This window comes from Massilia sp. BSC265 (genome assembly GCF_000740675.1).
In the GTDB taxonomy this organism is placed as follows: domain Bacteria; phylum Pseudomonadota; class Gammaproteobacteria; order Burkholderiales; family Burkholderiaceae_D; genus Telluria.
This window is the reverse complement of the sequence record NZ_JPXI01000029.1, coordinates 14969-38271: the sequence shown is the minus strand read 5'-3', so window position 1 is coordinate 38271 and position 23303 is coordinate 14969. Positions and strand designations below refer to the sequence as shown.

The 23303-nt window shown below is 66.0% G+C and carries 17 protein-coding genes; 1 reads left to right on the top strand and 16 read right to left on the bottom strand.

Features of this window, described 5'->3' with window-relative positions:
• Window positions 1-57: 57 nt before the first annotated feature.
• The 9 genes from MA09_RS07415 to MA09_RS07375 form a co-directional block, all read right to left on the bottom strand.
• Window positions 58-1647, bottom strand: coding sequence for a glycoside hydrolase family 43 protein (locus MA09_RS07415; RefSeq protein WP_081897464.1), 1590 nt, complete (start codon window positions 1645-1647; stop codon window positions 58-60).
• Window positions 1648-1766: 119 nt separating this feature from the next.
• On the bottom strand, window positions 1767-3986 hold the full coding sequence (locus tag MA09_RS07410) for an NADP-dependent malic enzyme (RefSeq protein ID WP_036246667.1): 2220 nt from the start codon (window positions 3984-3986) through the stop codon (window positions 1767-1769).
• A gap of 110 nt (window positions 3987-4096) precedes the next feature.
• Window positions 4097-5119 (bottom strand): family 43 glycosylhydrolase, encoded by a 1023-nt coding sequence (locus MA09_RS07405; RefSeq protein WP_051933255.1) that lies wholly within the window; start codon window positions 5117-5119, stop codon window positions 4097-4099.
• A 16-nt stretch (window positions 5120-5135) separates the two neighbouring features.
• Window positions 5136-6077, bottom strand: coding sequence for a LysR family transcriptional regulator (locus tag MA09_RS07400; protein WP_036246664.1), 942 nt, complete (start codon window positions 6075-6077; stop codon window positions 5136-5138).
• A 55-nt stretch (window positions 6078-6132) separates the two neighbouring features.
• Window positions 6133-7092 (bottom strand): glycoside hydrolase family 43 protein, encoded by a 960-nt coding sequence (locus tag MA09_RS07395; protein WP_036246661.1) that lies wholly within the window; start codon window positions 7090-7092, stop codon window positions 6133-6135.
• Window positions 7093-7121: 29 nt separating this feature from the next.
• On the bottom strand, window positions 7122-8087 hold the full coding sequence (yjfF, locus tag MA09_RS07390) for a galactofuranose ABC transporter, permease protein YjfF (protein ID WP_036246657.1): 966 nt from the start codon (window positions 8085-8087) through the stop codon (window positions 7122-7124).
• Entirely contained in the window at window positions 8084-9148 is a 1065-nt protein-coding gene (locus MA09_RS07385; protein WP_051933254.1) for an ABC transporter permease, read from the bottom strand. Before MA09_RS07385 ends, yjfF begins: the two co-directional genes overlap by 4 nt.
• Window positions 9145-10668: a sugar ABC transporter ATP-binding protein gene (locus tag MA09_RS07380; protein ID WP_036246655.1), complete on the bottom strand. Its 1524-nt coding sequence runs from the start codon at window positions 10666-10668 to the stop codon at window positions 9145-9147. The genes MA09_RS07385 and MA09_RS07380 overlap by 4 nt, the downstream gene beginning before the upstream one ends.
• Window positions 10669-10675: 7 nt before the next feature.
• On the bottom strand, window positions 10676-11635 hold the full coding sequence (locus MA09_RS07375) for an ABC transporter substrate-binding protein (protein ID WP_036246651.1): 960 nt from the start codon (window positions 11633-11635) through the stop codon (window positions 10676-10678).
• Window positions 11636-11856: 221 nt separating this feature from the next.
• Between MA09_RS07375 and MA09_RS07370 the strand changes: the two genes are divergently transcribed.
• Window positions 11857-12783 carry a restriction endonuclease gene (locus MA09_RS07370; RefSeq protein ID WP_229440600.1) on the top strand — a complete coding sequence of 309 codons (927 nt, stop codon included), beginning with the start codon at window positions 11857-11859 and terminating at the stop codon, window positions 12781-12783.
• On the opposite strand, the gene MA09_RS07365 is transcribed toward MA09_RS07370, so the two are convergent.
• The 7 genes from MA09_RS07365 to araD1 form a co-directional block, all read right to left on the bottom strand.
• Complete coding sequence (locus MA09_RS07365; RefSeq protein ID WP_036246648.1) at window positions 12766-15111, bottom strand: glycoside hydrolase family 127 protein; 2346 nt, start codon at window positions 15109-15111, stop codon at window positions 12766-12768. The genes MA09_RS07370 and MA09_RS07365 overlap by 18 nt on opposite strands.
• A complete protein-coding gene (locus MA09_RS07360) occupies window positions 15108-16121 on the bottom strand; it encodes an arabinan endo-1,5-alpha-L-arabinosidase (RefSeq protein WP_036246646.1) in 1014 nt (337 codons plus the stop codon). Before MA09_RS07360 ends, MA09_RS07365 begins: the two co-directional genes overlap by 4 nt.
• A gap of 144 nt (window positions 16122-16265) precedes the next feature.
• Window positions 16266-17813 carry an alpha-N-arabinofuranosidase gene (locus tag MA09_RS07355; protein WP_036246644.1) on the bottom strand — a complete coding sequence of 516 codons (1548 nt, stop codon included), beginning with the start codon at window positions 17811-17813 and terminating at the stop codon, window positions 16266-16268.
• Between the two features lie 26 nt (window positions 17814-17839).
• Window positions 17840-19759, bottom strand: a complete 1920-nt coding sequence (locus tag MA09_RS07350) for a glycoside hydrolase family 97 protein (protein ID WP_036246642.1) — start codon at window positions 19757-19759, stop codon at window positions 17840-17842.
• 159 nt (window positions 19760-19918) lie between these two features.
• Window positions 19919-20698 (bottom strand): SDR family NAD(P)-dependent oxidoreductase, encoded by a 780-nt coding sequence (locus MA09_RS07345; RefSeq protein ID WP_036246639.1) that lies wholly within the window; start codon window positions 20696-20698, stop codon window positions 19919-19921.
• 34 nt (window positions 20699-20732) lie between these two features.
• Window positions 20733-22304: an aldehyde dehydrogenase (NADP(+)) gene (locus tag MA09_RS07340; RefSeq protein WP_036246636.1), complete on the bottom strand. Its 1572-nt coding sequence runs from the start codon at window positions 22302-22304 to the stop codon at window positions 20733-20735.
• On the bottom strand, window positions 22301-23293 hold the full coding sequence (gene araD1, locus MA09_RS07335) for an AraD1 family protein (protein ID WP_036246635.1): 993 nt from the start codon (window positions 23291-23293) through the stop codon (window positions 22301-22303). Before araD1 ends, MA09_RS07340 begins: the two co-directional genes overlap by 4 nt.
• Window positions 23294-23303: the final 10 nt, after the last annotated feature.

Sequence of the window (23303 nt, the reverse complement as noted above, 5' to 3'; positions counted from 1 at the left end):
TCCTGATTGATTTCTTGTTGTGTGCTGCGCGCCGGCCGACGGGCCGGCGTTCGATGCTTATCTGTTCCCCTCGACCGGCCGGTAGTCGAACCAGTCGAAGTCCGCCGGCGGCATGGGGGAGCCGTCGGCACTGTGGGCCACCATCCCGAGCACCACGCCGGTGAAGCCGCCCGCGTCTTCGGAACTGAGCGGGCTTGTCGGGGCGCTGCCGAAGTCGGCGACTTCACGGCTGCCGCTCCGGTAACCGAAGACATAGCGCTCCGGCGAAGCGCGCACGATCAGCTCCACCTTGCCCGCGCCCAGGGGCGCTTCGCGCACCACCGTGCTCGCGCCTTTCACCCGCGTGACGAGCCGGACCACGCGCCCCTTGCCGGTCCCGGCAACGAGCAGCTGATAGTGGTTGTCCTCGTTCATGCGCAGCGCCAGCCCGGCCTGCTGGCCGTTCCCACGCGGCGTGAAGTCGAGCAGCGTGGACGCGCGCATGTCCAGGTGCGCCTGGCGCTTGCCGACGAAAGCGGGCGTGCCGATATCAAGCAGCGACAGCTTGCTGCCCTTCAGGCGCAGGAAGCCCGGCCGCTCCCGGAGCGACCACAGGTCCTCGGCCGGTCCGCGCAGGAAGATCCACTCGCCGCCCAGCTTGCGGGCACCGAAATCGTCACGCGCTGCCGGTGCAGGCCATGGGTGCGGCGCAGGCAGGCCCGCCGCCGTCATCTTCTCTGCCAGCGGCGCGCCGCCATTGATCCTGAGCCAGCCGTCCCCGGTCCATTCGACCGGCGCCAGCAAGGTTTCCCGCCCGAGGTGGTGCTTGTGCTTCAGGTGGCGCACCCCCAGCAGCACCATGAACCACTTGCCCTCGGGCGTCTGCACCAGGTCGGCGTGGCCGAGCGCCTGCAGGAGCAGGTCCGGGCGGTCGCGGTGGGTCAGGATGGGGTTGTCGGGCGCCCCCTCGAAGGGCCCCCAGGGCGAGCGCGAACGGGCCAGGATCACGACGTGACCGTAGGAGGTGCCGCCTTCCGCATGCAGCAGGTAATACCAGCCCTTGATCTTGTACAGGTGCGGCCCTTCGGGCCAGACACCCCCGAGGCCGTTCCAGATGCGGCGCGGCTTGCCCTTGAGCTGGCCGGTGGCGACGTCGATCTCGACCTGGCCGATGCCGCCGCGCTCGCCGCCATCCTGGTAGGTCAGATAAACCTTGCCGTCGTCGTCGAAGAACAGCGAGGGATCGATCCCCTGCACGTCCTTGATCCACACCGGCTCCGACCAGGGGCCGGCCGGATTGGTGGCGTGGACGATGAAGTTGCCACCACCCGTGACGTTGGTGGTGATCATGTAGAAATGGCCGTTCCCGCAGCGCAGCGTCGGGGCGAAGATGCCCATCGAACTCTTCTGGCCCGCGAGCGGCAGCTGGCTGGGGCGGTCGAGCGCATGGCCGGCGAGGCGCCAGTTGACCAGGTCCTTGCTATGGTAGATCGGCACCCCCGGGAAGTACTCGAAGGTGCTGGTGGCGAGGTAGTAGTCCTCGCCGTCCCGGCAAATGCTGGGGTCGGGATGGAAGCCCGCGATGACGGGATTCCTGTACTCGCCCGCCGCGGCGGTGATTGCGCAGGACAGACCGATGGCCGCCCACGCTGCGATACCGAAGCGCATCCCAGCTCCTTTCGTCCGTATGTTAGCGCAACCAGTATAAGTTACAAAATGGTTACGAGCAACGAAAAGAATCTGGAGAACACGCGCCGGAAGGAAACCGGCGCGCGGCTGCCCACCGCTTAGCGCACGCCTGCCACCGCCAGCGCCGTCATGTTGACGATGCGGCGCACGGTCGCACTCGGGCTGAGGATGTGCACCGGCTTGGCTGCACCCAGCAGGATCGGGCCGACGGTGACGCCCTTGCCCGCCGCGACCTTGAGGACATTGAACAGGATGTTGGCGGCATCGAGCGAGGGCATCACCAGCAGGTTGGCACTGCCGGCAAAGCCGCCTGCGCCCTCGCCCGCCGGCTGGTACAGGCGCCGGATCTCTTCGGACAGTGCGGCATCGCCGTGCACCTCGCCGATCAGCGCCAGCTCCGGAGCACTTTGCGCCAGCAGCTCGCGCGCTTGGCGCATCTTGCGCGCCGAGGGGCGCTCGGACGAGCCGAAGATCGAATGCGACAGCAGCGCGGCCTTGGGCTCCAGCCCGAAATGGCGCAGTTCGGTCGCGGCCAGGCGGGTGATGTCCGCCAGTTCCTGCGCCGACGGGTTGTCGTTGACGTAGGTGTCGGTGATGAACAGGGTCATCTTGTCCAGCACCAGGGCGTTCATCGCCGCCAGCACGCCGGCGCCGGGCGCAGTGCCGATCACGTCGCGCACGTGGACCAGGTGGCTGTCGTAGCCGCCCGCCATGCCGCAGATGAGCGCGTCGACCTCACCCGACTGCAGCAGGCGCGTGCCCTGCAGGGTGGCGTGGCCGCTGCCGTCCGGCTCGGACAGCACATAGTCGACGTCGCGCTGCAGGCGCAGGCCGGACTGCTTCACCGCCGCCTCGACCGCGGCCGCTTCGCCGATCAGCACCGGCTTGGCAAGTCCCTCGTCGACCACGGTCTGCACCGCGCGCAGCACGCGCTGGTCGGTGCCTTCGGCATAGGCGACGCGGCGCAGGGTCGCCTTGGCCTTGGCGAACACCGGCTTCATGAAGAAGCCGGTGTGGTAGATCATCTCGCCCAGGCGCGCGCGGTAGGCGTCCATGTCGGCGATCGGGCGCACTGCCACGCCGGAGGCGGCTGCGGCTTCGGCAACCGCCGGGGCGATCGCCGCCATCAGGCGCGGGTCGAAGGGCTTCGGGATGATGTAGTCGGGTCCGAAGCTCAGGTCCTGGCCGGCGTAGGCTTCGGCCACCGTATCGTTGGCCTCGGCCTCGGCCAGGCGCGCGATCGCGCCCACGCAGGCCAGCTTCATCTCGTCGGTGATGCGGGTCGCGCCGCAGTCCAGCGCGCCGCGGAAGATGTAGGGGAAGCAGAGGACGTTGTTCACCTGGTTCGGGTAGTCCGAACGGCCGGTGGCGACGATGCAGTCCGGCCGGGCTGCCTTGGCCACCTCGGGGCGGATTTCCGGTTCCGGATTGGCCAGCGCCAGGATCACCGGCTTGTCCGCCATGGTCTTGACCATCTCGGCGCTCAGGACGCCGGCCGTGGAGCAGCCCAGGAAGACGTCGGCATCCTTGACGATGTCGGCCAGGGTGCGTGCGGGGGTAGCCTGCGCATAGCGCGCCTTGTTGGCTTCCATGTCGGCCTCGCGGCCCTGCCAGATCACGCCTTTCGAGTCGGTGACGTAGATGTTCTCCTGTTTCACGCCCAGGCTCACCATCATGTCGAGACAGGCGATCGCCGCGGCGCCGGCGCCGGAAGCGGCCAGCTTGATCCTGCCGATATCCTTGCCGACCACCTTGAGGGCATTGAGCAGGGCCGCGCTCGAGATGATGGCGGTGCCGTGCTGGTCGTCGTGGAAGACCGGGATGTTCATGCGCTCGCGCAGCTTCTTCTCGATGTAGAAGCATTCCGGCGCCTTGATGTCCTCGAGGTTGATGCCGCCGACGGTCGGCTCGAGCATGGCGATGGCCTCGACCAGCTTGTCCGGATCGTTCTCGGCCAGCTCCAGGTCGAACACGTCGACGCCGGCGAATTTCTTGAACAGGCAGCCCTTGCCCTCCATGACCGGCTTGGATGCCAGCGGGCCGATATTGCCCAGGCCGAGCACGGCGGTGCCGTTGCTGATCACGGCCACCAGGTTGGCGCGCGAGGTGTACTCGGCGGCCATGTTCGGGTCCGCGGCGATTTCCTCGCAGGCGTAGGCCACACCCGGCGAATAGGCCAGCGACAGGTCGCGCTGGTTCGACAGCGGCTTGGTGGCCACCACCTCGATCTTGCCCCGCACGGGGTTGCGGTGGTATTCCAGCGCGTCGGTGCGCAGTTGGCTGTCGTCGTTTCCGCCCAGGCTGCTCTCAGTGCTCATGGTTTCCTCTTTCTTGATGTGATGCTGAAAAAGGATAGGATACTGCACTGTGCGGATCGCGTTGTGTCCGGCAGCCAATTGCGCACATTGTTGCTCTGCGCGCGACCGGATCAGCGGGGCTGCGCGGTCCGGGGCCTGTCCGCAACCGGAATGCCGAAGTCGGGCGTCCCATCGGCGCGCCACGTGATGACCTGCGCACGCGTATGGCGGTTCGGGTCGAACAGCGAGTCGCCGGTGATCCTTTCGTAGTTGCGCGCGTGGTAGACCAGGATGTCCTGCTTGCCGTCCGGCGTGGTGGTGAAGGCGTTGTGGCCCGGCCCGTACTGCCCGGTCGCGGTGCTGCTCCGGAACACCGGCACGGGCGACTTCTTCCATGCCTTGGGGTCGAGCAGGTCGGCGGACGCCGAAGCGGTGAGCATGCCCAGGGCGTAGCTGGCATCGGTAGCGCTGGCGGAATACGTCATGAAGACGCGGCCGTTCTTCACGAGTACCGCGGGGGCTTCGTTGACGTGGTGCGTCATCTTCTCCCACCCGTATTCGGGCGCGGTCAGCATGGTCGCCGGCCCCGTGATCGAGAGCGGCGTGTCCATCTTCGCGATGTACACCGCCGTCACGTGCCGGTTCGCCGCCGGGGGCTTCTGGGTCCAGGCCAGGTAGCGCTGCCCGTTCAATGCGAAGGTGGTGGCGTCCAGCGCGAAGGACTCCCAGCCGGTCTTGAGCTGCCCGCGTTCGATCCACTGCCCTTCGAGCGGATTGCTGGACGCGTTCTCGAGCACGTAAAGGCGGATGTCGAAGGGCGCATCCTCGCGGCCTGCGGTGAAGTACAGGTACCACTTGCCGTCGATGTGGTGCAGCTCCGGCGCCCAGATATGGCGGCTCATCGGACCGCTGGCATGCTTGCGCCAGACGACCTTGGCTTCGGCCTTGCCCAGTTCGTTCAGGGAGCGGGTGCGGCGCAGCTCGATCCGGTCGTATTCGGGAACGGTGGCCGTGTAATAGTAATAGCCGTCGCCATGCAGGGTGACGTGCGGGTCGGCCCGCTGCAGCACCAGGGGATTGGCGAATTCGGCGGCGCCCACGACGGGCAGGGCCAGGGCTAAGGTCAGCGCGAAGCTCAGGCGGGCTGCGATCATGTTCGGGGTCCTCCGTTCAGTAGATCTCGGATGCCGCCAGCCTTACCTGCTTCAGCAGCAGGTCCGCGCCCGGCGACAGCAGGTGGTCCTGCTGGCGGATGATGCCGAAGGCGTCCATCTTGCAGGGCAGCTCGATCGGCAGGATGCGCATCACGTTCAGCGAGGCGTAGTACTGCGCCACCTCCTGCGGCATCACGTGCAGCGAATCGGTCTGCTGCAGCAGCGTGGTGATGAGCAGCAGCGCCGTCGTGTCGACCACGTTGACGGGCGGCGGCAGGCCGGCGCGGCGGAACATCATGTCGAAGCGGTGGCGCAGGATGCTGCCGGGCGGCGGCAGGATCCAGGGCCTGCCGGCGATGTCGTCCAGGCGCAGGTCCTTCGCCTCGAGCAGCGCATGGCCGGGGCGCGCCACCGCGCAGACCGCTTCCTCGGTCAGTTCCTCGTACACCAGGCCGCTCGAGTCCTCCTTCTCCAGGATGCGGCCGATCATGAAGTCGAGCGTGCCGCGCTGGAGCTTGTCGAGCAGGACGTTGCTCGACTCCAGGTGCACGCCGATCCGCAGCAGCGGTGCCTGTTCCTTGATGCGCGCGATCGCGCGCGGCAGCAGCGCCATCGCGGGCGACATGATGACGCCGACTTCCACCTGCCCGGACAGGCCGGCCTTCAGGGCCACCAGGTCGTCGTGCGCCAGCGCCAGGCTGGTGAGGGCCATGCGCGCGTGGCGGATCATGGTCTCGCCGTAGATGGTGGGTTCCATCCCGCGCGGCAGGCGCTCGAACAGGCGCACGTCCAGCATCTCTTCCAGGTCCTTGATCTGCTTGGACGCCGCCGGCTGCGTCATGTGGAGTTCCTCGGCCGCACGGTGGATGTTGCGGTAGTCGTCCAGCGCGATCAGGAGCAGCAGCTGGCGCGTCTTGAGGCGCGCCTTCAAGAACCAGTTCGGGTTTGTCGTATCCATCAGGAAATCATATCATTTGTGATATCAATCCAATGGAAATGCTGCTGAGCGCTTATCACTTGCAGCCCGGCGACGGGTTTGCAGCCGGACCCTCGGCCGTTTGCTTGACCGGCAGGATCTTGCCATCCGGGGCGTAATGCAGTTCCTCGACGGCCACTGAGCGGCGGAACTCGCCACCGGTCGGCAGCTTGCCGTTGTGATAAAAGATATAGGACTTGCCGTTGAATTCGACGATGGCCTGGTGGATCGTATTGACGTTGCTGTTCTTCTCCATGATCACGCCGCCGAAGGTCCAGGGGCCGGTGGCCGTCGGGCCGCTCATGGCCACGGTCTCTTCCGGGAACTTGCGCGAGTACGTGAGGTAATACGTGCCCTTGTGCTTGTGCAGGTAGGCCGCTTCGACAAAGTTGTCCAGGCCGACGGTGTGGATCGGGCCGTCGAGCTCGATCATGTTCGGCTTGAGCTTGGCGTACTTCATCACCGTATTGCCCCAGTAGAGATAGGCCTGGCCGTCGTCGTCGATGAAGACGGCCGGGTCGATGTCGTCCCAGGGAATGTCGGTTTGCTTCGTCATGTCGTTGGTGACGAGGGCCGTGCCGCGTGCGTCCACGAACGGTCCGGTCGGGCTATCCGAGACCGCTACGCCGATCGCCTTGCTCTTAAGGGTGGCGTGGTCCACGGTCGAATAGAAGTAGTACTTGCCGCCCCGCTTGACGATGTCCGAGGCCCAGGCGTCGCGGCCGGCCCAATTGAAGGTGCTGTAGCGCAGCGGCGAGCCGTGGTCGACCCACTTCTTCATGTCGCAGCTGGAGTACACGCGCCACTCGTTCATCACGTACTCCTTGCCGCCGACCGGCGCCTCGTCCCTGCCGACGTAGACATAGACGCGGCCGTTGTCGACCAGCGCGGCCGGGTCGGCCGTGAAGACGTCCTTCACGATGGGGTTGGAAGCGAAGGCCACCGGCGCAGACAATGCAGCGGCCAGTCCGGCCACAAGTACGGACATCTTATTCATCACGTCTCCTTATATTTTGCTTGTATTTATTAGCTTTGCTTCTGACGGAAGCCCATCAGGCGTTGCACCACGCAGAACACGAACAGCAGCGCACCGATCACGATCTTGGTCCACCAGGAGCTGAGGGTGCCGTCGAAGGCGATCAGGGTCTGGATGGTACCGAGTACCAGCACGCCCGACAGCGCGCCTGCGACGTACCCGTAGCCGCCGGTAAGCAGCGTGCCGCCGATGACGACCGCCGCGATGGCATCCAGCTCAGTGCCCTGCGCATGCAGGCCATACCCCGACAGCATGTAGAACGAGAACAGCAGGCCGCCGAGCGCCGCGCAGAAACCGCTGAAGGCGTAGACCAGGACCTTGGTGCGGCCTACCGCCAGGCCCATCATCGCGGCCGACCCTTCGTTGCCGCCGATGGCGTACACGGCGCGCCCGAAGGACGAGTAGTGCGCCATCCAGACTGCGAGAAGCAGCATGCCGATCGCGATCAGGGCGCCCGGCGACAGGAAGCCGCCCAGGAAAGGCAACTGGGTCTGGGACATCGCCACGAATAGCGGATCCTCGATGGTGATCGACTCGATGCTGATCAGGTAGCACAGGCCGCGCGCCAGGAACATGCCGGCCAGGGTGACGATGAAAGGCTGCAGGCGGAAGAAATGGATGATCCCGCCCATCGCGCCGCCGAATGCGGCGCCGCCCAGCAGCACGACCGCGACCACCGCCAGCGGCGGCCAATGCGCCACCTGCAGCAGCCAGGCAGCTACCATGGTGCCAAGGGCCAGCACCGCGCCCACCGACAGGTCGATGCCGCCGGACAGGATCACGAAACCCATGCCGATCGCCAGCACCAGGAGAAAAGCGTTGTCGATCAGGAGATTCAGCATCACCTGCAGCGACAGGAAGCCATCGTAGGCCTGGCCGCCGGCCAGCAGCATGGCCACCAGCAGGACCACGGTGGCGGCCGAGGTGAACCAGGGCGCATTGGTGATGTGCTTCATGCTGCCCTCCTCTTCCACAGGTTCTTGAACTGGTCGGACTGCGAGATACAGACCAGGAAGACCACGCTTGCTTTCACGACCATGTTGACCTCGGGCGGGACGCCCAGCGAATAGATGGTGTAGGTGAGCGTCTGGATGATCAGCGCCCCGATGATGCTGCCCATCAGCGAGAACTTGCCGCCCGCCAGCGAGGTGCCGCCCAGCGTCACCGCCAGGATGGCGTCCAGTTCCAGCATCAGGCCGGCGTTGTTGGCGTCCGCGCTCTTCACGTTGGAGCTGATCATCAACCCCGCCATGCCGGCGCAGGCCGCGCTGAACACGTAGACGAACACGACCAGGGCCGCGGTGCGGATGCCGGCCAGGCGCGCCGCGACAGGATTCACCCCGACCGCCTGGATGAACAGGCCGAGCGCCGTGTGGCGCAGCAGCAGGCTGGTAATGGCGAACACCGCGATCACCACGAACAGCGCGAACGGCAGCCCGAGCAAATAGCCGCTACCCAGGAAGAAGAAGGGCTGGTAGTAGACGGTGACGATCTGGCCGTCGGTGAGCAGCTGGGCCAGTCCGCGCCCCGCCACCATGAGGATCAGGGTCGCGACGATCGGCTGCAGGCCCAGGCCCGCCACCAGGGCGCCGTTCCACAGCCCGCACAGCACGGCCGCCCCCATGGCCGCCAGCAGCGCCAGCGCCATCGGGGTCTGCGCGACATATTCCGGCACGCCGTTGTTGATCACCATGGTGCCGCCGATCAGCATCGAAGCCACCGTCCCGGACAGGGCCACCACGGCGCCCACCGAGATGTCGATGCCGCGCGTGGCGATCACCAGGGTCATGCCGATCGCCGCCAGCATCAGCGGCGCGGCGCGGTTGACGATGTCGACCAGGCTGCCGTACAGGTGGCCGTCCTTGATCTCCAGGCGGAAGAACCCCGGAATCAGGAGGAAGTCGATCAGCAGCAGCAGGGCCAGCGCCGCCAGGGGACGGAACAGCGGATGCTGGAACACCGAAGCGCGGGCCGGCCTGGCGGGCGCCAGCACCGTCTCTTTCACGGCGACATTCATGCCGCGCCCTCCCCGGCAATCACGTGCAGCACCGAGCTGTCGTCCAGCTCACCGCGGCCGTACTCGCCGCAAGCCTTGCGGTCGCGCATGACGACGATGCGGTCGCTCGCGCGCAGCACCTCGGGCAGTTCGGACGAGATGAACAGGATAGCCATGCCCTTGCGGCACAGGGTCGTAACGTAATCCATGATTTCCTGCTTGGCGCGCACGTCGATGCCGCGCGTCGGTTCGTCGAGGATCATCAGCTTCGGCTCGGTGGCCAGCCAGCGCGCCAGCAAGACCTTCTGCTGGTTGCCACCCGAGAGCGTGCCGATCGGCGTCTCGATGCTCGCCGTCTTGATCCCCAGTTGTTTGACATAGTGGGCGGCCAGCTCCTGCTGGCGGCGCATCGGGATGGCGCGCAGCAGCCCCTGGCGCGCCTGCAACGCCAGGATCAGGTTCTCGCGCACGGACAGGGCGAGGATGGCGCCCTCGTGCTTGCGGTCTTCCGAGCAGAAGCCGATCCCCTCGCCGATCGCGTCGCGCGGCGTGGAGAAGCTGCGGCTGCGGCCATCGATCTCGATGGCGCCGCTGTCGGCCTTGTCGGCGCCGAACAGCAGGCGTGCGGTCTCGGTGCGGCCGGAGCCGAGCAGGCCGGCCAGGCCGAGCAGTTCTCCCTTGCGGATCTCAAGGTCGATCGGGTTCAGCACACCCTTGCGTGCCAGCGCCTTCGTGCGCAGGAAGGTTTCACCAGCCCCGCCTGCCTGGGCGCACGCGCTGCCGCTTTCCTCTTGCGCTTCGGCCGGCGCGCCGATCATCTTGTTGACCAGGGCAAGGCGCGACAGCGCGCTGCACAGGTATTCGCCTTCGCGCTCGCCGTTGCGCATCACCGTGATGCGGTCGGAAATGGCATAGGTCTGGTCGAGGAAGTGGGTGACGAACAGGATCGCCATGCCCTGCTCGCGCAGCGAACGCAGCACCGAGAACAGCAGCTGGACTTCGTTCTCGTCCAGGCTGGAGGTGGGTTCGTCGAGGATCAGCACCTTGCTTGATATGTTCAGGGCGCGCGCGATCGCCACCATCTGCTGGATGGCGAGCGGGTAGTGCGAGAGCGGCTTGCTGACGTCGACCTTGATCTGCAGGCGCGCCAGCAGTTCCGCGGCCTGGCGGCGCATGGCGCGCCAGTCGATCATGCCGAAGCGGCGCGGGTAGCGTCCGATGAAGATGTTTTCGGCGACCGACAGGTTCGGGCACAAATTCACCTCCTGGTAGACCGTGCTGATGCCGAGTTCCTGCGCATCCTGGGTGGAAGTGGGCGCAATGGTGTGACCGTCGAGGACGATGCTGCCGCGCTCGGGCTGGTAGACGCCGGTCAGGACCTTGATGAGGGTCGACTTGCCGGCGCCGTTCTGGCCCATCAGGGTGTGGACTTCGCCGGGGAACAGGCGCAGGCCCGCATCCGACAAGGCCTTCACGCCCGGGAATTGCTTGTGGATGCCGGTCACTTCCAGGACCGGCGCCACGGTGGTCGAGGCGAGCATGGCCGCCTCAGTATTTGCGGTTCGGGAATTCCTTGGCCGCGACTTCAGCTGGGAACACACCCTCGTCCACGGTAATGCGCTTTGCTACCTGCTTGCCTGCCTTGACCAGTTGCGCGGTCTGGATCAGCTGCGGCCCGAGCAGCGGGTTGCACTCCACGGTGACGTTGAGCTTGCCCTGCAACATGGCCTCGAAGGCGCCGCGCACCCCGTCGATCGACACCACCAGGATGTCCTTGCCCGGCTTCAGGCCGGCTTCCTCGATGGCCTGGATGGCGCCGATGGCCATGTCGTCGTTGTGCGCGTACAGCACGTTGATGTTCTTGCGGTCGGACTTCAGGAAGGCTTCCATGACTTCCTTCCCCTTGGCGCGGGTGAAGTCGCCGGTCTGCGAGCGGATGATCTTCAGCGTCGGATGGTCCTTGATCACTTCCGCAAAGCCCGCCTTGCGGTCGATGGCCGGCGCCGAGCCGACGGTACCCTGCAGCTCGACGATGTTGTAGCTGCGGTTCGGGTTCTTCTTCTGGTGCTCGACCAGCCAGCGCGCGGCGCGGCGGCCCTCTTCCACGAAGTCGGAACCGATGAAGCTCACGTACAGCGAGGGGTCGCTGACCTTGACGGCGCGGTCGGTCAGGATCACCGGGATCTTGGCGGCCTTGGCTTCGCGCAGCACGGTGTCCCAGCCGGATTCCACGACCGGCGAGAAGGCGATCACGTCGACCCGCTGGGCGATGAAGGAGCGGATCGCCTTGACCTGGTTTTCCTGGCGCTGCTGGGCGTCGGCGAACTTCAGGTTGACGCCGGCCTGCTTGGCGGCGCTCTTGATCGAGGCGGTGTTGGCGGTGCGCCATTCGCTTTCGGCGCCGACCTGGGAGAAGCCGATGGTCAGGGGTTTGGCGTGGGCGGGGATGGAGGTAGCCAGCGCGAGAGCGGCGGCGCTACCCAAAAGGGTTCTGCGTGTGAGTGTCATCACCTTAGTCTCCGGTATTGTTGTTTCGCAATCCTAAGACAAAGTGCGATGCTGATCCAATCATATTTGTGTCTGATCAGATATCCAATTCGATATCACCTGTTGTTCAGCGTCCTCTGCGGTATGCAGGGCGCATCAAAACGCTGCCTGCGCCTGCCTCCGTGAGACACAAACCGCATCCTGGGCTAGAATTTATTTCCGCACGACAACATTGGGGCATTATGGGACGCGGTAGAAATCCAGTTCGAGCAAGCGACCTCATCGCCTTGCCCTGGCAGTTCAGCGCCGTACTGGCGCTTGGCGCTTTCGTCGGCATTCGCTGGCTACTGCCGGGTTTCCTCCCGCAGCAAGGGCCACTGTCGGCATTGAAGGCGGATATCCCGGCGCTGTCCTGGATCGCGGTGACCGCCTTTGGCACATTGGCACTGCTGGCGGCACTCCGGGCACGCATGCAGCGCTCGCAACAAGGACAGAAATTCCGGTCCGGCCGGCAGCGCGCGCGCATGCGCGTCGTACCGGAAGCGCAGCCAGCCGCGGAGCCGGCACCAGTGTCGAGACCGGCCGCCGTCGCATTGCGACCGGGGGCGTGGTCGGCCGAAGCGCTGCGGATGCTGGAATGGAAGCGCTTCGAGCTGCTCTGCGCCAGGTACTACGAAGCGGTGGGCTTCACCACGGCGACCCTCGCCGCGGGGCCGGATGGCGGCATCGACGTCAAGCTGTTCAAACTCGACCCGGCGAAACCGCTGGCCATCGTCCAGTGCAAGGCCTGGAACACGCATCCGGTCGGGGTCAAGGAAATCCGCGAACTGCTCGGCGTCATGGTCCACGAGGGCGTCGGGCGCGGCATCTTCGTCACCACCGGTACCTATTCTCCGGATGCGCTGCAGTTCGGTGCGGCGAACCCGATCCAGCTGCTCGACGGCGACGCATTCGCGAAGAAGCTCCTCGACCTGCCTGTCGAGAAGCAGAAGGCGCTGCTCGGCTTCGCGTTCGAGGGCGATTACCGCACGCCGACCTGCGCCTCCTGCGGCAGCAAGATGGTCGCGCGCGACAGCAAGCGCGGACCATTCTGGGGTTGCGTTCAGTACCCGCGCTGCAAGACGACGCTGGCAATACGCGGCCGAGCGGTGCTAGCGCAGCAGGCGTAGACCGTAAAGCCCGCCCGCGATCGATCCCGGCTTCGCCGCGAAGCGTACCGACAGCGCTTGCGGTTTCTCTTGCAGGATCGATTTCGGCAGCGGGTAATCGACGGTATAGAACTCCTCGGCGGCGTCGCCAGTAAGCGCCACTTCGGCCAGCAGCACGCCATTGACCTCGATATCAAAGCGGCGTCCCGCATCGGCTCGGGCAAAGGTCAGCCGCAGCATCCTGGCCTCCCCTTTCGGATCCTTCAGGGCATAGCTGAACCACTTCGTCGCATGCCGCCAGTGCCGCCCGCCATTCACGCCGGCCTCGATGCCCTCGCCCGTGAAGAAGTGATCCGACTCCGGCTGCTGCTCGCCAGGCGCCACCTGGTCAATTGTCCGGGCGTCCAGCGCCAGCCGCTCCGCCTCGCGCGCCGCATTGTCGGCCCGCATACGCTGGAAATTCGCCGGCGTCGCATGCTGCCAGTACATCGTGTAGCGCGACTCGTGCAGGCGGAAAAAGGGGATGAACTCGGTCGCGCTGCCGGCGGCGCCATGCACCAGCCCCGGCGCCGTGAAGGTCAGCGGCTTGCCCTTGACGGGCTTGAACCGGCGCAGGAACGCAAGCGAGTCGCTCACCAGCATCGGCGCCGCCTCCAGCGGGCACACCGGCCCGCCCGCGATATGGCCCATGCGCGACTCGTCGGCCAGGAAGCTCAGCCCCTCGTCGCCGAACAGGCGCGTCTTCGCCGCCAGCACGATCGGGCCGTGCAGCACCGCGTAGTAGTTCGACCGGTCCGGCATCTGCTCCAGGTGCGTGCGCATCGGCAGCTGCACGTCCACCCGGTCGCCACGCTTCCACGCGCGCGCCACGCTCACGTAGCCCCCGGGCCCTGCATCGAGCTTCACTGTCCTGCCGTTCACCTTGACCATCATCTTGCCGGCCGCGACCCAGGCCGGATAGCGGATCTTCATCGTGAAGCTACCCGGAGCATCGACGGTGAGGCGTGTGCTTCCCTCATCCGGGAAGCGCGTCGACTGGGTGATCTGCACCCCCTTCTCGCGCCAGTGCAGCGTCGAGGGAATGAACAGGTTGACGAACAGCGCATCGCCCTCGTGGGCGTAGATGAATTCGCCGTACTTGGCGTGGCTCTCGATGCCCGAGCCCACGCAGCACCACATGCCCTTGTCCACCTGCGAATACACCCGGTAGTGATTCGGCCGCATCGGCGTGAAGTAGACGAAGCCGCCGCCCGGGCGCTGTGAAGACAGGATGTGGTTGTACAGCGCGCGCTCGTAATAGTCGCCGTAGCTGCCCTTCTGCTCCGTCCGGAACAGCATGTGGGTCAGTTTCAGCATATTGTAGGTATTGCAGGTCTCCGGTCCCTCGACCTCGCCGACCATGGAACTGAAGTCCTCGCTGTCGTGGAAGTGCTCCTTGACGCTGTTGCCGCCGATGGCCACCGAGCGGCGCTCGACCACCGTCTGCCAGAAGAATTCCGCGGCCTTGTCCAGGTCCTGCCGCCCGGTCATGTCGGCGATGCGCTTGAAGCCGATCACCTTCGGGATCTGCGTGTTGGCGTGCAGGCCCGTGAGCTTGTCCTGTCCCTGCGCCAGCGGCTGCAACACCGCCTGGTGCGAGAAACGCAGCGCCAGGTCGAGGTATTTGCGGTCGCCGGTGATCTCCGCCACATCGGCGAAGATCTCGTTCATGCCGCCATGTTCGGCGCGCAGCATCTGCTGCATCTGCTCCTCGTTCAAGTGCGCGCTCAGGCGCAGCGCCCAGTCCGACAGGGCGATCAGCATCGCACGCGCATCCTTGTTGCCTGCATAGCGATGGGCATCGCGCAGGCCTGCGTACACTTTGTGCAGGTTGTACCAGGGTACCCACTTGCCGTTGACCGAGAAGTTGTCGGCCGCAAGCTTGCCGGCCGCGATGTCGCGCCAGGCCTGGCGCCCGCCGGGAATGCCGCCCAGGTAGCCGTCGCCGTTCGCCTCCTGCACGCGCTTGAGCTCCGCCACGAAATAGTTCAGGCGGCGCAGCACCTCGGCGTCGCCGGTGGCGGCGACCATCAACGCGAGCGCCGACAGGTAATGGCCGCCCATGTGGCCGTCCAGCCCAGTCGATTCCCAGTTGCCGTAGCTCGGCTGGCGCGGGGGCAATCCAGCCTCGCGCAGGAATGGTGCCAGCAGCCGGTCGGGCTCCATCGCCATCATGTAGTTCAGGTCGGTGGTCTGGGCGTCGAGGAAGGGACCGGATGTCAGACGCACGTCGGCCAGCGGGAACAACTCGGCGGCCTGGACCCAGGCGGATGAGACGAGCAACGCAAGTGCGGCAAGACGGAGCTTCATGGCAGCCGGACGCTCTGGTAACGGTTGAGATCCGCTTGGTCGACCGTCGGCCAGCCATCCTTGTCCCACTTCATCTCGAGCACCTTCAGCTTCTGCTTGTACTGGTCGGCGCTCTCGTAGGCGTGCAGCACCATGACATCCTTGCCGTCGAAGGTGTAGGCGCTGTTATGGCCGAGCGCCTTCCAATCGCGGTCGCCCTGGATCACCAGCGAGCCGCCGCCCTTGGCCATATCGACTCCCTCGCGGTCGAGGTAGGGGCCGGTGATGGCCTTGGCCCGGCCGACCACCACCTTATAGGTGCTGTCCTTGCCCTTGCAGCACAGGTCCCAGGAAGCGAACAGGTAGTACCGGCCGTTCTTGCGCATGATGAAAGGCGCCTCGATCTGGGCCGCGCCGCCATGCAGATCAGGTGTGAAGGCCGGGCGCTCCCGGCGGGCGATGGTGTGCCACTCCTGCGGCTCGGCCAGCTTGGTGCGGCTCGCGTCGAGCTTGACGAGCTTGAGGCCGCTCCAGAAGGATCCGAAGGCCATCCACGGCGTGCCCTGTTCGTCGTCCATGACGTGCGAGTCGATCGCGTTCCACAGATCGCGGCCCGGGATCGATTGCAGCACCATGCCCTGGTCTTCCCAGTTGTAGTTCGGCGAGCGCGGGTCGAGCGTGGTGTTGGTGGTGACGCCGATGCCGGAGGTGTTCTTGCCGAAGCCGGAGACCGAGTAGTACAGGTAGTACTTGCCGTTGTGGTGGTAGATGTCCGGCGCCCAGATGTGGCCGTCGAAGCTCGGCGCGGCCTTCCTGGCCCAGGTGGGCTCGCCGGCGAAGACGCGCCCTTCCGGCTTCCAGGACTTCATGTCGCTCGAGCTGTAGAAGGTGATGCCGGGGCCGGTACTGAAGAGGTAGTACCTGCTGCCCTCCTTGGCCATCACGGGGTCGTGGACTTCGACCTGGGCGGCGAAAGCAGGCAGCGCGGTTGCTAGCGCCAGCGCGCAAGCAGAGAGACGAGAGAATAACATTGCGGACTCCTGAATAGTCGCGATCCGTAGGGTGGGCGGCTTTGCCGCCCACGCGGTGATCGATGACGGCTCCGATTTCGAGTTCGTTGACCTTGCAGCTAACTATCACCGCGTGGGCGGGAGACCCGCCCACCCTACAAAAGCTTAGGCGTCGACAGCGACCACCACCACCGACTTGGCCGGCACCTTCAGCGTCAGCTTGCCATTGACCGCCTTGGCGCTGTACGGCGCCGGCTTGATGGCCTGCGGCTTGTCGAAGGTGTTATGCGCATCCATGGCCTCGGCGGTCAGCACCTGTCCCGTTGCGCCGGAGACTGCCTGGCCCTGCAGGTCGACGGTCACGTCGCTGGCCTGACGCGGGTTGGTGTTCACCAGGGCCACCCAGACCTTGCCGTCCTTGCCGCGCGCGCTCGACGCGCTGATGCCCGGGATGCTGCTGTTGTCCATCGAGTAGGCCACGTCGTTGTTCACGGCCGTCGGCAGCGAGGTCGCATCCTGGAACGGGATGTACATCTTGTAGGCGTGATAGGTCGGCGTCAGCAGCATCTTGTCCTTGTCGGTGATGATCATCGCCTGCAGTACGTTGACCATCTGCGCGATCATCGTCATGCGGACGCGCTCGGCGTGGGCATGGAAGATGTTGAAGTTCAGCGCCGCCACGACCGCGTCGCGCAGGGTGTTCCGCTGGAACAGGAAGCCAGGGTTGGTACCCGGCTCGACGTCGTACCAGGTGCCCCATTCGTCGACGTAGAAGCCGAGCTTCTTCTTCGGATCGTTCTTGTCGAGGACGGCGACGTTACGGCGGATGAAGCCATCCATGCGCATGGTCTGCTGCAGGGTCTTGAACCATTCCGATTCGGTGAATCCGGTCGCGGCGCCCTTCTTGTCCCATTCGCCGGTCGGCAGCGTGTAGAAGTGGAAGCTGATGCCGTCGGTGAACTTGGCGTTCTCGCGGCTCAGGACGTCCGTCCAGGTGGTGTCGTCGCTGTGGCCGCCGCTGGCGACCATCTTCGGGCGCGCGTTCGCTGGCGTCTTGAGGAAGGTGGCGTAGTGGTTGTACAGGTTTGCGTAATATTCCGGCTTCATGTTGCCGCCGCAGCCCCAGGCTTCGTTGCCGATGCCGAAAAAGGCCACCTTGTACGGCTCCTTGCGGCCGTTCTTGCGGCGCTGCTCGGCCAGGGTCGACTTGGTGTCCGAGGTCATGTACTCGAGCCACTCGGCCATCTCCTGCGGAGTGCCGGAGCCGAGGTTGCCGTTGACGTAGGCTTCGGTCCCGAGGATCTCGACCAGGTCGAAGAACTCGTGGGTGCCGACCGCATTGTCCTCGGCCACGCCGCCCCAGTGGGTGTTGACCTTCACCGGGCGCTTGTTGCGCGGGCCGATGCCGTCGCGCCAATGGTATTCGTCGGCGAAGCAGCCGCCCGGCCAGCGCACCAGCGGCACCTTCAGTTCCTTCAGCGCGCCGACCACGTCATTGCGCCAGCCGCGCGTGTTCGGGATCTTCGATTCCGGGCCGACCCACAGGCCTTCATAGATGCCGGTGCCGAGGTGTTCCGCGAACTGGCCGTACACGTTCTTGTTGATGACCGGACCCGGCTTGGTCGCGTCGATGGTGACGTTTACCTGGGCGAAGGCCGACGCGGATGCAAGGGCAACGCCCAGCGCGAGGATAGTCGGTTTGAATACGTTCACTACTGTCTCCTGGTTTTACTGAACTCTTATTGGAATACGGCGACGAAGCCGCCGTGCGCTTTGATACTGATCTTGTGCTTGCCGCCCTTGAGGGGCGACTGGCGGAAGGCGCGCTCGCCTTGGCCGTCGGTGATGAGCGTGCCGTTGGCCTTGCCGATGAAGGACAGGTCCAGCTCGAGGGGCTTGTCGGTATCCTCGGCGTTCAACCCCGCGACGTACCAGGTCTGCCCTGCCCTGCGTGCGATCACGACATGACGGCCAGGGTAGCCATCGACGAAGCGGGTCTCGTCCCAGCTGCGCGGCAGGTCCTGCAGGAAGCCCTTCACATAGGCCGGCGCGGTGGCCATGCCTTCCGGCGTCTCGGCGAAGTGCTGGATCCCGGACAGGAACAGCACCGACTCGGCCAGCTCGAAGCCGTTGCGGGTCTTGCGCTCGATCTTCGGGATGTCGCCGAAGACGGTGGGGGTGAAGTCCATCGGGTCGAACAGGTTGCGCGTGAACGGCAGCATCGCAGCGTGGGGCGCGACCACGTCCTGGTCGCTTTGTTCGAAGGTGGTGAACTCGAAGCCGCGCACCGCCTCGACGGTCATCAGGTTCGGATAGGTGCGCGACCAGCCGCGCGGCAGCGTGGCGCCGTGGAAGTTCACCAGCAGCCCGGCCTTGGCGGCATCGTTCAGGATGTCGACGTAATAGGCAATCATCGATTTGCCGTCGCCGGCGAAGAAGTCGATCTTGACGCCCTTGATGCCCATGTCGCGCAGCTTCGCGAATTCGCGCGCACGCGCTTCGCGGGTCAGCAGCGCACTCTTCGGGCTGTACGGGGTCTTGTTCCAGTCGCCGGAAGAGTTGTACCAGACCAGGATGCCGATATTCTTCTGTGCGCCATACGCGACCAGATCGCGCATCTTGGCGTCGCCGATCTTGCGGTCCCAGTCGGCGTCCACCAGGGTGTAGTCCCAGCGCATGTCGGCGGCGTAGTCGATGAATTTCTTCTGGATGTCGAAGACCGTACCGTCATCCTTCAGGATCGCCCAGCTCCACGAAGCGTGGCCGGGCTGGATACGCGCCTTCTCGAAAGGGATGGCCGGCGCCGCCAGGTCGGTGCCGAGCGTCGATTCGACCAGGGTCTTCAAGGAACCCAGCACGATGATGCGCCAGGGCGTCACCAGTTCTCCCCTGCTTTCCGCCAGCAACGCGCCGTTGGTGAACACTTCGGCTGCGGCTGGAGGCGCGAGCCGGTAGCGGCCGTTGGGCGATTCGGCGTCGAGGCGCGAGGCATGGAAGCTGCCGTCCATGCTCGCCTCGGTCAGCGCCACCCAGGTGTCGCCGCTGCGGAACAGGGCCGGGAACACCCACCCGGCGGGCAGCGGGGACCTGGTGCCGACGGGGATTTCGCGCTGGTAGTGTTCTTCGTAGGATGGGTTGGTGTTCGACCAGCCGGTCTGCGCCACCGCCATCGGCTGCAGCCAGGCCATGGCGGACTTGTCGAAGTTGAAGCCCGTTGCCTCGGACACGAACTTCTTGTGCGGCAGCGAAGGCTCGCGCACCAGGTAGCGGAAGGCGACGCCGTCGTTCGACACCCGGAAGGCAAGGTCCATTACCTGCCCCCGGGCGTTACGGACGGTGTAGACCTGTTCGTTGGCTGCGTAGGTGATGTTGCGCTTCTTGCCGGTGGCAAGCTGGTAGCTGTCGCGGACGGGCTTGAGCGCCGAGGTCGAGGCAATCGTCAGCCTGCTGGCGAGGTCCGCGCCCTGCAGCTGCAAGCCGAGCGGCGAAGGGAGAATGACGGGCTTGCCGTCGCGGGCAACGGCATAGCTGAGCGTGCCGCCAGGGGCGGCGCCGACGGTCACCGCGATGCGGCCGTCGGGGCTGGTCAGGGCGGCGGCGTGCGCCGGGGTGCTGACGATGGCGGCGAGCGCCAGGGTCGTGCGGGTCAGAGTAATCATGGCGTTCCCGGAACGTCGCTCCCACGCAGGCGGGAGTCCAAGTCCGTGGCGTGCAGGGAGCTTGGATTCCCGCCTGCGCGGGAAGTCATTTCTGCCAGTGGCAGGATTGACGGTCTTGAAGGAAAAGGCGAACGGAGGCCTAGCGGCTCAGCCGCTACATCACGTCCAGCCCGCGTCGACGACGAAATCCTGCGCCGTGCACATCTTGCTGTCATCGGCGCCAAGGAACAGCACCATGGCGGCGATATCGTCCGGCATGAGCTTGCCTGGCAGGCACTGGGCCTTCTTGATCTCCGCTTCGGCCGCCTCGTCCACCCACAGGTCGATCTGGCGCTGCGTCATGACCCAGCCCGGGGTGACGGTGTTCACGCGCACGCCGAAGGGTCCGAGGTCGCGTGCCAGGCTGCGCGTCAAACCGATCACGGCCGCCTTGGTGGTGGCGTAAACCGGGTAGCCGGCGCCCTTGGCATGCCAGGACATCGAGGAGAAGTTGATGATGGAACCGCCGCCCATCCGCTTCATGCCCGGCAGGACGGCCTGCGCGGTGAAGAACATCGGGCGCTGGTTGATGGCGATGCGCTCGTTCCAGTAGTCGAGCGAGACCTTCTCGATATCGTGGCGCTGGTCGTTGGCCGCGTTGTTCACCAGCACCTCGAAGTCGCCCAGCTGTTCGGCCAGCTCGGCCATCGTGCGCTGCAGCGCGGGGATGTCGGTGATGTCGCAGTAACGGAACACCGGTGCGCGGTGGCCGGCGTCGGCCACGCTTTTGGCCAATTCGGCGCACAGGGCTTCGCTCGCTTCCTTCGCAATGTCGACGAAGGCCACCACCGCGCCCTGCTCCACGAACGCCTTCACGATCGCTTCGCCGATGCCGGTGCCGCCCCCCGTGACGAATACCCGCCTGCCCTGCAGGCTGGGATAGCTAGCCAACTTTGTCATGCTTGTCTCCATCCGTTCTTATTGTGCTGCTGTCTTACTCTTTGGTCAATGCACCGTCCTTGCGGCGCCAGATCCCGCGCGGGTTCCCGTCGCGCAGCGCTTCCGGCAGCAGTTCCTGGGGCAGGTTCTGGTAGCACACCGGGCGCAGGAAACGCGCGATCGCGCCGGTGCCCAACGAGGTGCTGCGTCCGTCCGCCGTGGCCGGGAACGGGCCGCCGTGGACCATCGCGGTCGAGACCTCGACGCCCGTCGGGAAGCCGTTGGCCAGGATGCGGCCGGCCTTGCGTTCCAGCAGCGGCAGCAAGGCCCGCGCATCGGGATAGTCTTCCCGGTCCATCTGCAGGGTTGCCGTGAGCTGGCCTTCCAGCACATCGACGACCTCGCGCATCTGGACCGCGTCCGTACACACGACCACGAGCGACGCGGGGCCGAATACTTCCTCGTGCAGTTCATGGCGCTTCAGGAATTCGTCCGCGCTCACGCGGAACAGAGCGGCGGCGCCCTTCCCTTCGCCGTGCTCGAGGCGCGCCAGCGTGCGCACGGCCGCGTTGCCTGCCAGGGCCTCGACCCCCTTGCGGTAGCTCTCCGCGATATTCTGGTTCAGCATGACCGCCGCTTCGGTTGCGCTCAGGGCGTCCTGTGCGGTCTTGCAGAAGGTCGCCAGGCCGGGGCCGTCGATCGCCAGCACCAGGCCGGGATTCGTGCAGAACTGGCCCACGCCCAGCACCAGCGAAGCGGCGAAGCCCCTGCCGATTTCTTCGGCGCGGTGCTCCAGCGCGTGCGGCATCAGGAACACCGGGTTAATGCTGCTCATCTCGGCATAGACGGGAATCGGCTGCTTGCGCGCCGCGGCAACCGCCATCAGCGCGGTGCCGCCTCCGCGCGAACCGGTGAAGCCGACGGCCTGGATCGCGGGATGGCCCACCAACGCCTGGCCGATGCGGCTGCCGGTGCCGGTCAAGAGCGAGAACACGCCGGCGGGCAGTTCGCACTGCTGCACGGCCCTGGTGACGGCGCGCGCCACCAGTTCCGAAGTGCCCGGGTGGGACGAATGCGCTTTCAGGACCACCGGGCAGCCGGCGGCAAAGGCCGAGGCGGTATCGCCACCGGCGACCGAGAAGGCCAACGGGAAGTTCGATGCGGCGAACACGGCGACCGGGCCGACGCCGATCAGGTGGTAGCGCAGGTCGGGACGCGGTGGGCTGCGCTCCGGCAATGGCGTGTCCAGGCGCGCATCGACCCAGGAACCTTCGCGCAGCAGCTCGGCGAACAGGCGCAGCTGGTTGCAGGTGCGTCCGCGCTCGCCTTCCAGGCGTACGCGCGGCAGGCCGGTCTCGAGCATCGCGCGCTCGATCAGCGCATCGCCCAGCAGCATGATCTGCTGCGCGACGCTGTCGAGGAAGCGCGCGCGCTGCTCGTCGGTGGTGGCGCGGAAGGCATCGAAGGCCTCGCCCGCCAACCGGCAGGCACGGTCGATCTGGTCGGCGCTCACCATGTGGAAGGCGGGTTCCAGGACATCGCGCCTGCTTGGGTCCCAGGCCTTGAACGATCCCTCGGTGCCGCGCTCGTGGACGCCGCCGATGATGGCTTCGCCGCTGATGCTCATAATGCCTTCACTTTCGCAAACCCGGTCTCGCCTACGGCCAGGCGGTTGCGCAGGGCCGGGCCGAACTGCGGCGACTCGACTTCGAAGGTCTCGCCGGGCTGCACCTGGATACCGTCTGCGAAGCTCAGCGTTGCGGTGCCGAAGAAGTGGATGTGCACGTCGCCGGGGCGCTTGAACAGCCCGTACTTGAAGTGGTGGTACTCCAGGTTCTCGATGGTGTGCGACATGTTCTGTTCGCCGCTCACGAATGCTTTCTCCCAGCGCACCTGGCCGTCCTTGCCGAGGATGCGCGAGGTGCCCGATACGTGTGCAGGGAGTTCGCCCACCAGCAGCGCGGGACCGACGCTGCAGTTGCGCAGCTTCGAGTGGGCCAGGTAGAGGTAGTTCTGGCGTTCGGTGACGTGGTCGGAGAACTCGTTGCCGATGGCGAAGCCGAGGCGGTAGGGCTGGCCGTCGTTGCCGATCAGGTAGAGGCCGGCGATCTCCGGCTCTTCGCCGCCGTCGAGCGCGAAGTCCGGCATCTCGATGTCCTGGCCGGTGGCGCGCACGATCGAGCCGTCGCCCTTGTAGAACCATTCCGGCTGCACGCCGGGGGTGCCCGGCGCCGGCTTGCCGCCTTCGACGCCCATGCGGAACATCTTCATCGAATCGCTCAAGGAGTCGACCTCGCCGCCGATCTTCTTGTGCATGGCGTCACGGGTGTCGGCGCTGCCCAGGTGGGTCAGGCCGGTGCCGGTGACGTAGCAGTGGGCGGCGTCCGGGTGGTCGAGCGGCAGCAGGATGCGGCCGGCCTGGGCGACATCGTCGTAGTTGACGTGCTCGCTGGAGGCGGCGCTGTCGGCCAGTTGCGCCAGCCCGGTGCCGGCGGCGACGGCGGCGCGGGCCAGGTCCAGGGTCGTGGCGTAGCCCCCGACGACGCGGATGGTATTGTCGTGCAGGATGCCGATGCGGCGCTCCTGGGATTCGGTGATGAATTGTACGAGCAGCATGGCCCGGTCT

What these genes read in the sequence shown, in the direction of transcription:
- MA09_RS07415 (WP_081897464.1), bottom strand. Translation starts at nt 1,647, where the DNA reads ATGCGCTTCGGTATCGCAGCGTGGGCGGCCATCGGTCTGTCCTGCGCA.
- MA09_RS07410 (WP_036246667.1), bottom strand. Translation starts at nt 3,986, where the DNA reads ATGAGCACTGAGAGCAGCCTGGGCGGAAACGACGACAGCCAACTGCGC.
- MA09_RS07405 (WP_051933255.1), bottom strand. Translation starts at nt 5,119, where the DNA reads ATGATCGCAGCCCGCCTGAGCTTCGCGCTGACCTTAGCCCTGGCCCTG.
- MA09_RS07400 (WP_036246664.1), bottom strand. Translation starts at nt 6,077, where the DNA reads ATGGATACGACAAACCCGAACTGGTTCTTGAAGGCGCGCCTCAAGACG.
- MA09_RS07395 (WP_036246661.1), bottom strand. Translation starts at nt 7,092, where the DNA reads ATGAATAAGATGTCCGTACTTGTGGCCGGACTGGCCGCTGCATTGTCT.
- yjfF (WP_036246657.1), bottom strand. Translation starts at nt 8,087, where the DNA reads ATGAAGCACATCACCAATGCGCCCTGGTTCACCTCGGCCGCCACCGTG.
- MA09_RS07385 (WP_051933254.1), bottom strand. Translation starts at nt 9,148, where the DNA reads ATGAATGTCGCCGTGAAAGAGACGGTGCTGGCGCCCGCCAGGCCGGCC.
- MA09_RS07380 (WP_036246655.1), bottom strand. Translation starts at nt 10,668, where the DNA reads ATGCTCGCCTCGACCACCGTGGCGCCGGTCCTGGAAGTGACCGGCATC.
- MA09_RS07375 (WP_036246651.1), bottom strand. Translation starts at nt 11,635, where the DNA reads ATGACACTCACACGCAGAACCCTTTTGGGTAGCGCCGCCGCTCTCGCG.
- MA09_RS07370 (WP_229440600.1), top strand. Translation starts at nt 11,857, where the DNA reads ATGGGACGCGGTAGAAATCCAGTTCGAGCAAGCGACCTCATCGCCTTG.
- MA09_RS07365 (WP_036246648.1), bottom strand. Translation starts at nt 15,111, where the DNA reads ATGAAGCTCCGTCTTGCCGCACTTGCGTTGCTCGTCTCATCCGCCTGG.
- MA09_RS07360 (WP_036246646.1), bottom strand. Translation starts at nt 16,121, where the DNA reads ATGTTATTCTCTCGTCTCTCTGCTTGCGCGCTGGCGCTAGCAACCGCG.
- MA09_RS07350 (WP_036246642.1), bottom strand. Translation starts at nt 19,759, where the DNA reads ATGATTACTCTGACCCGCACGACCCTGGCGCTCGCCGCCATCGTCAGC.
- MA09_RS07345 (WP_036246639.1), bottom strand. Translation starts at nt 20,698, where the DNA reads ATGACAAAGTTGGCTAGCTATCCCAGCCTGCAGGGCAGGCGGGTATTC.
- MA09_RS07340 (WP_036246636.1), bottom strand. Translation starts at nt 22,304, where the DNA reads ATGAGCATCAGCGGCGAAGCCATCATCGGCGGCGTCCACGAGCGCGGC.
- araD1 (WP_036246635.1), bottom strand. Translation starts at nt 23,293, where the DNA reads ATGCTGCTCGTACAATTCATCACCGAATCCCAGGAGCGCCGCATCGGC.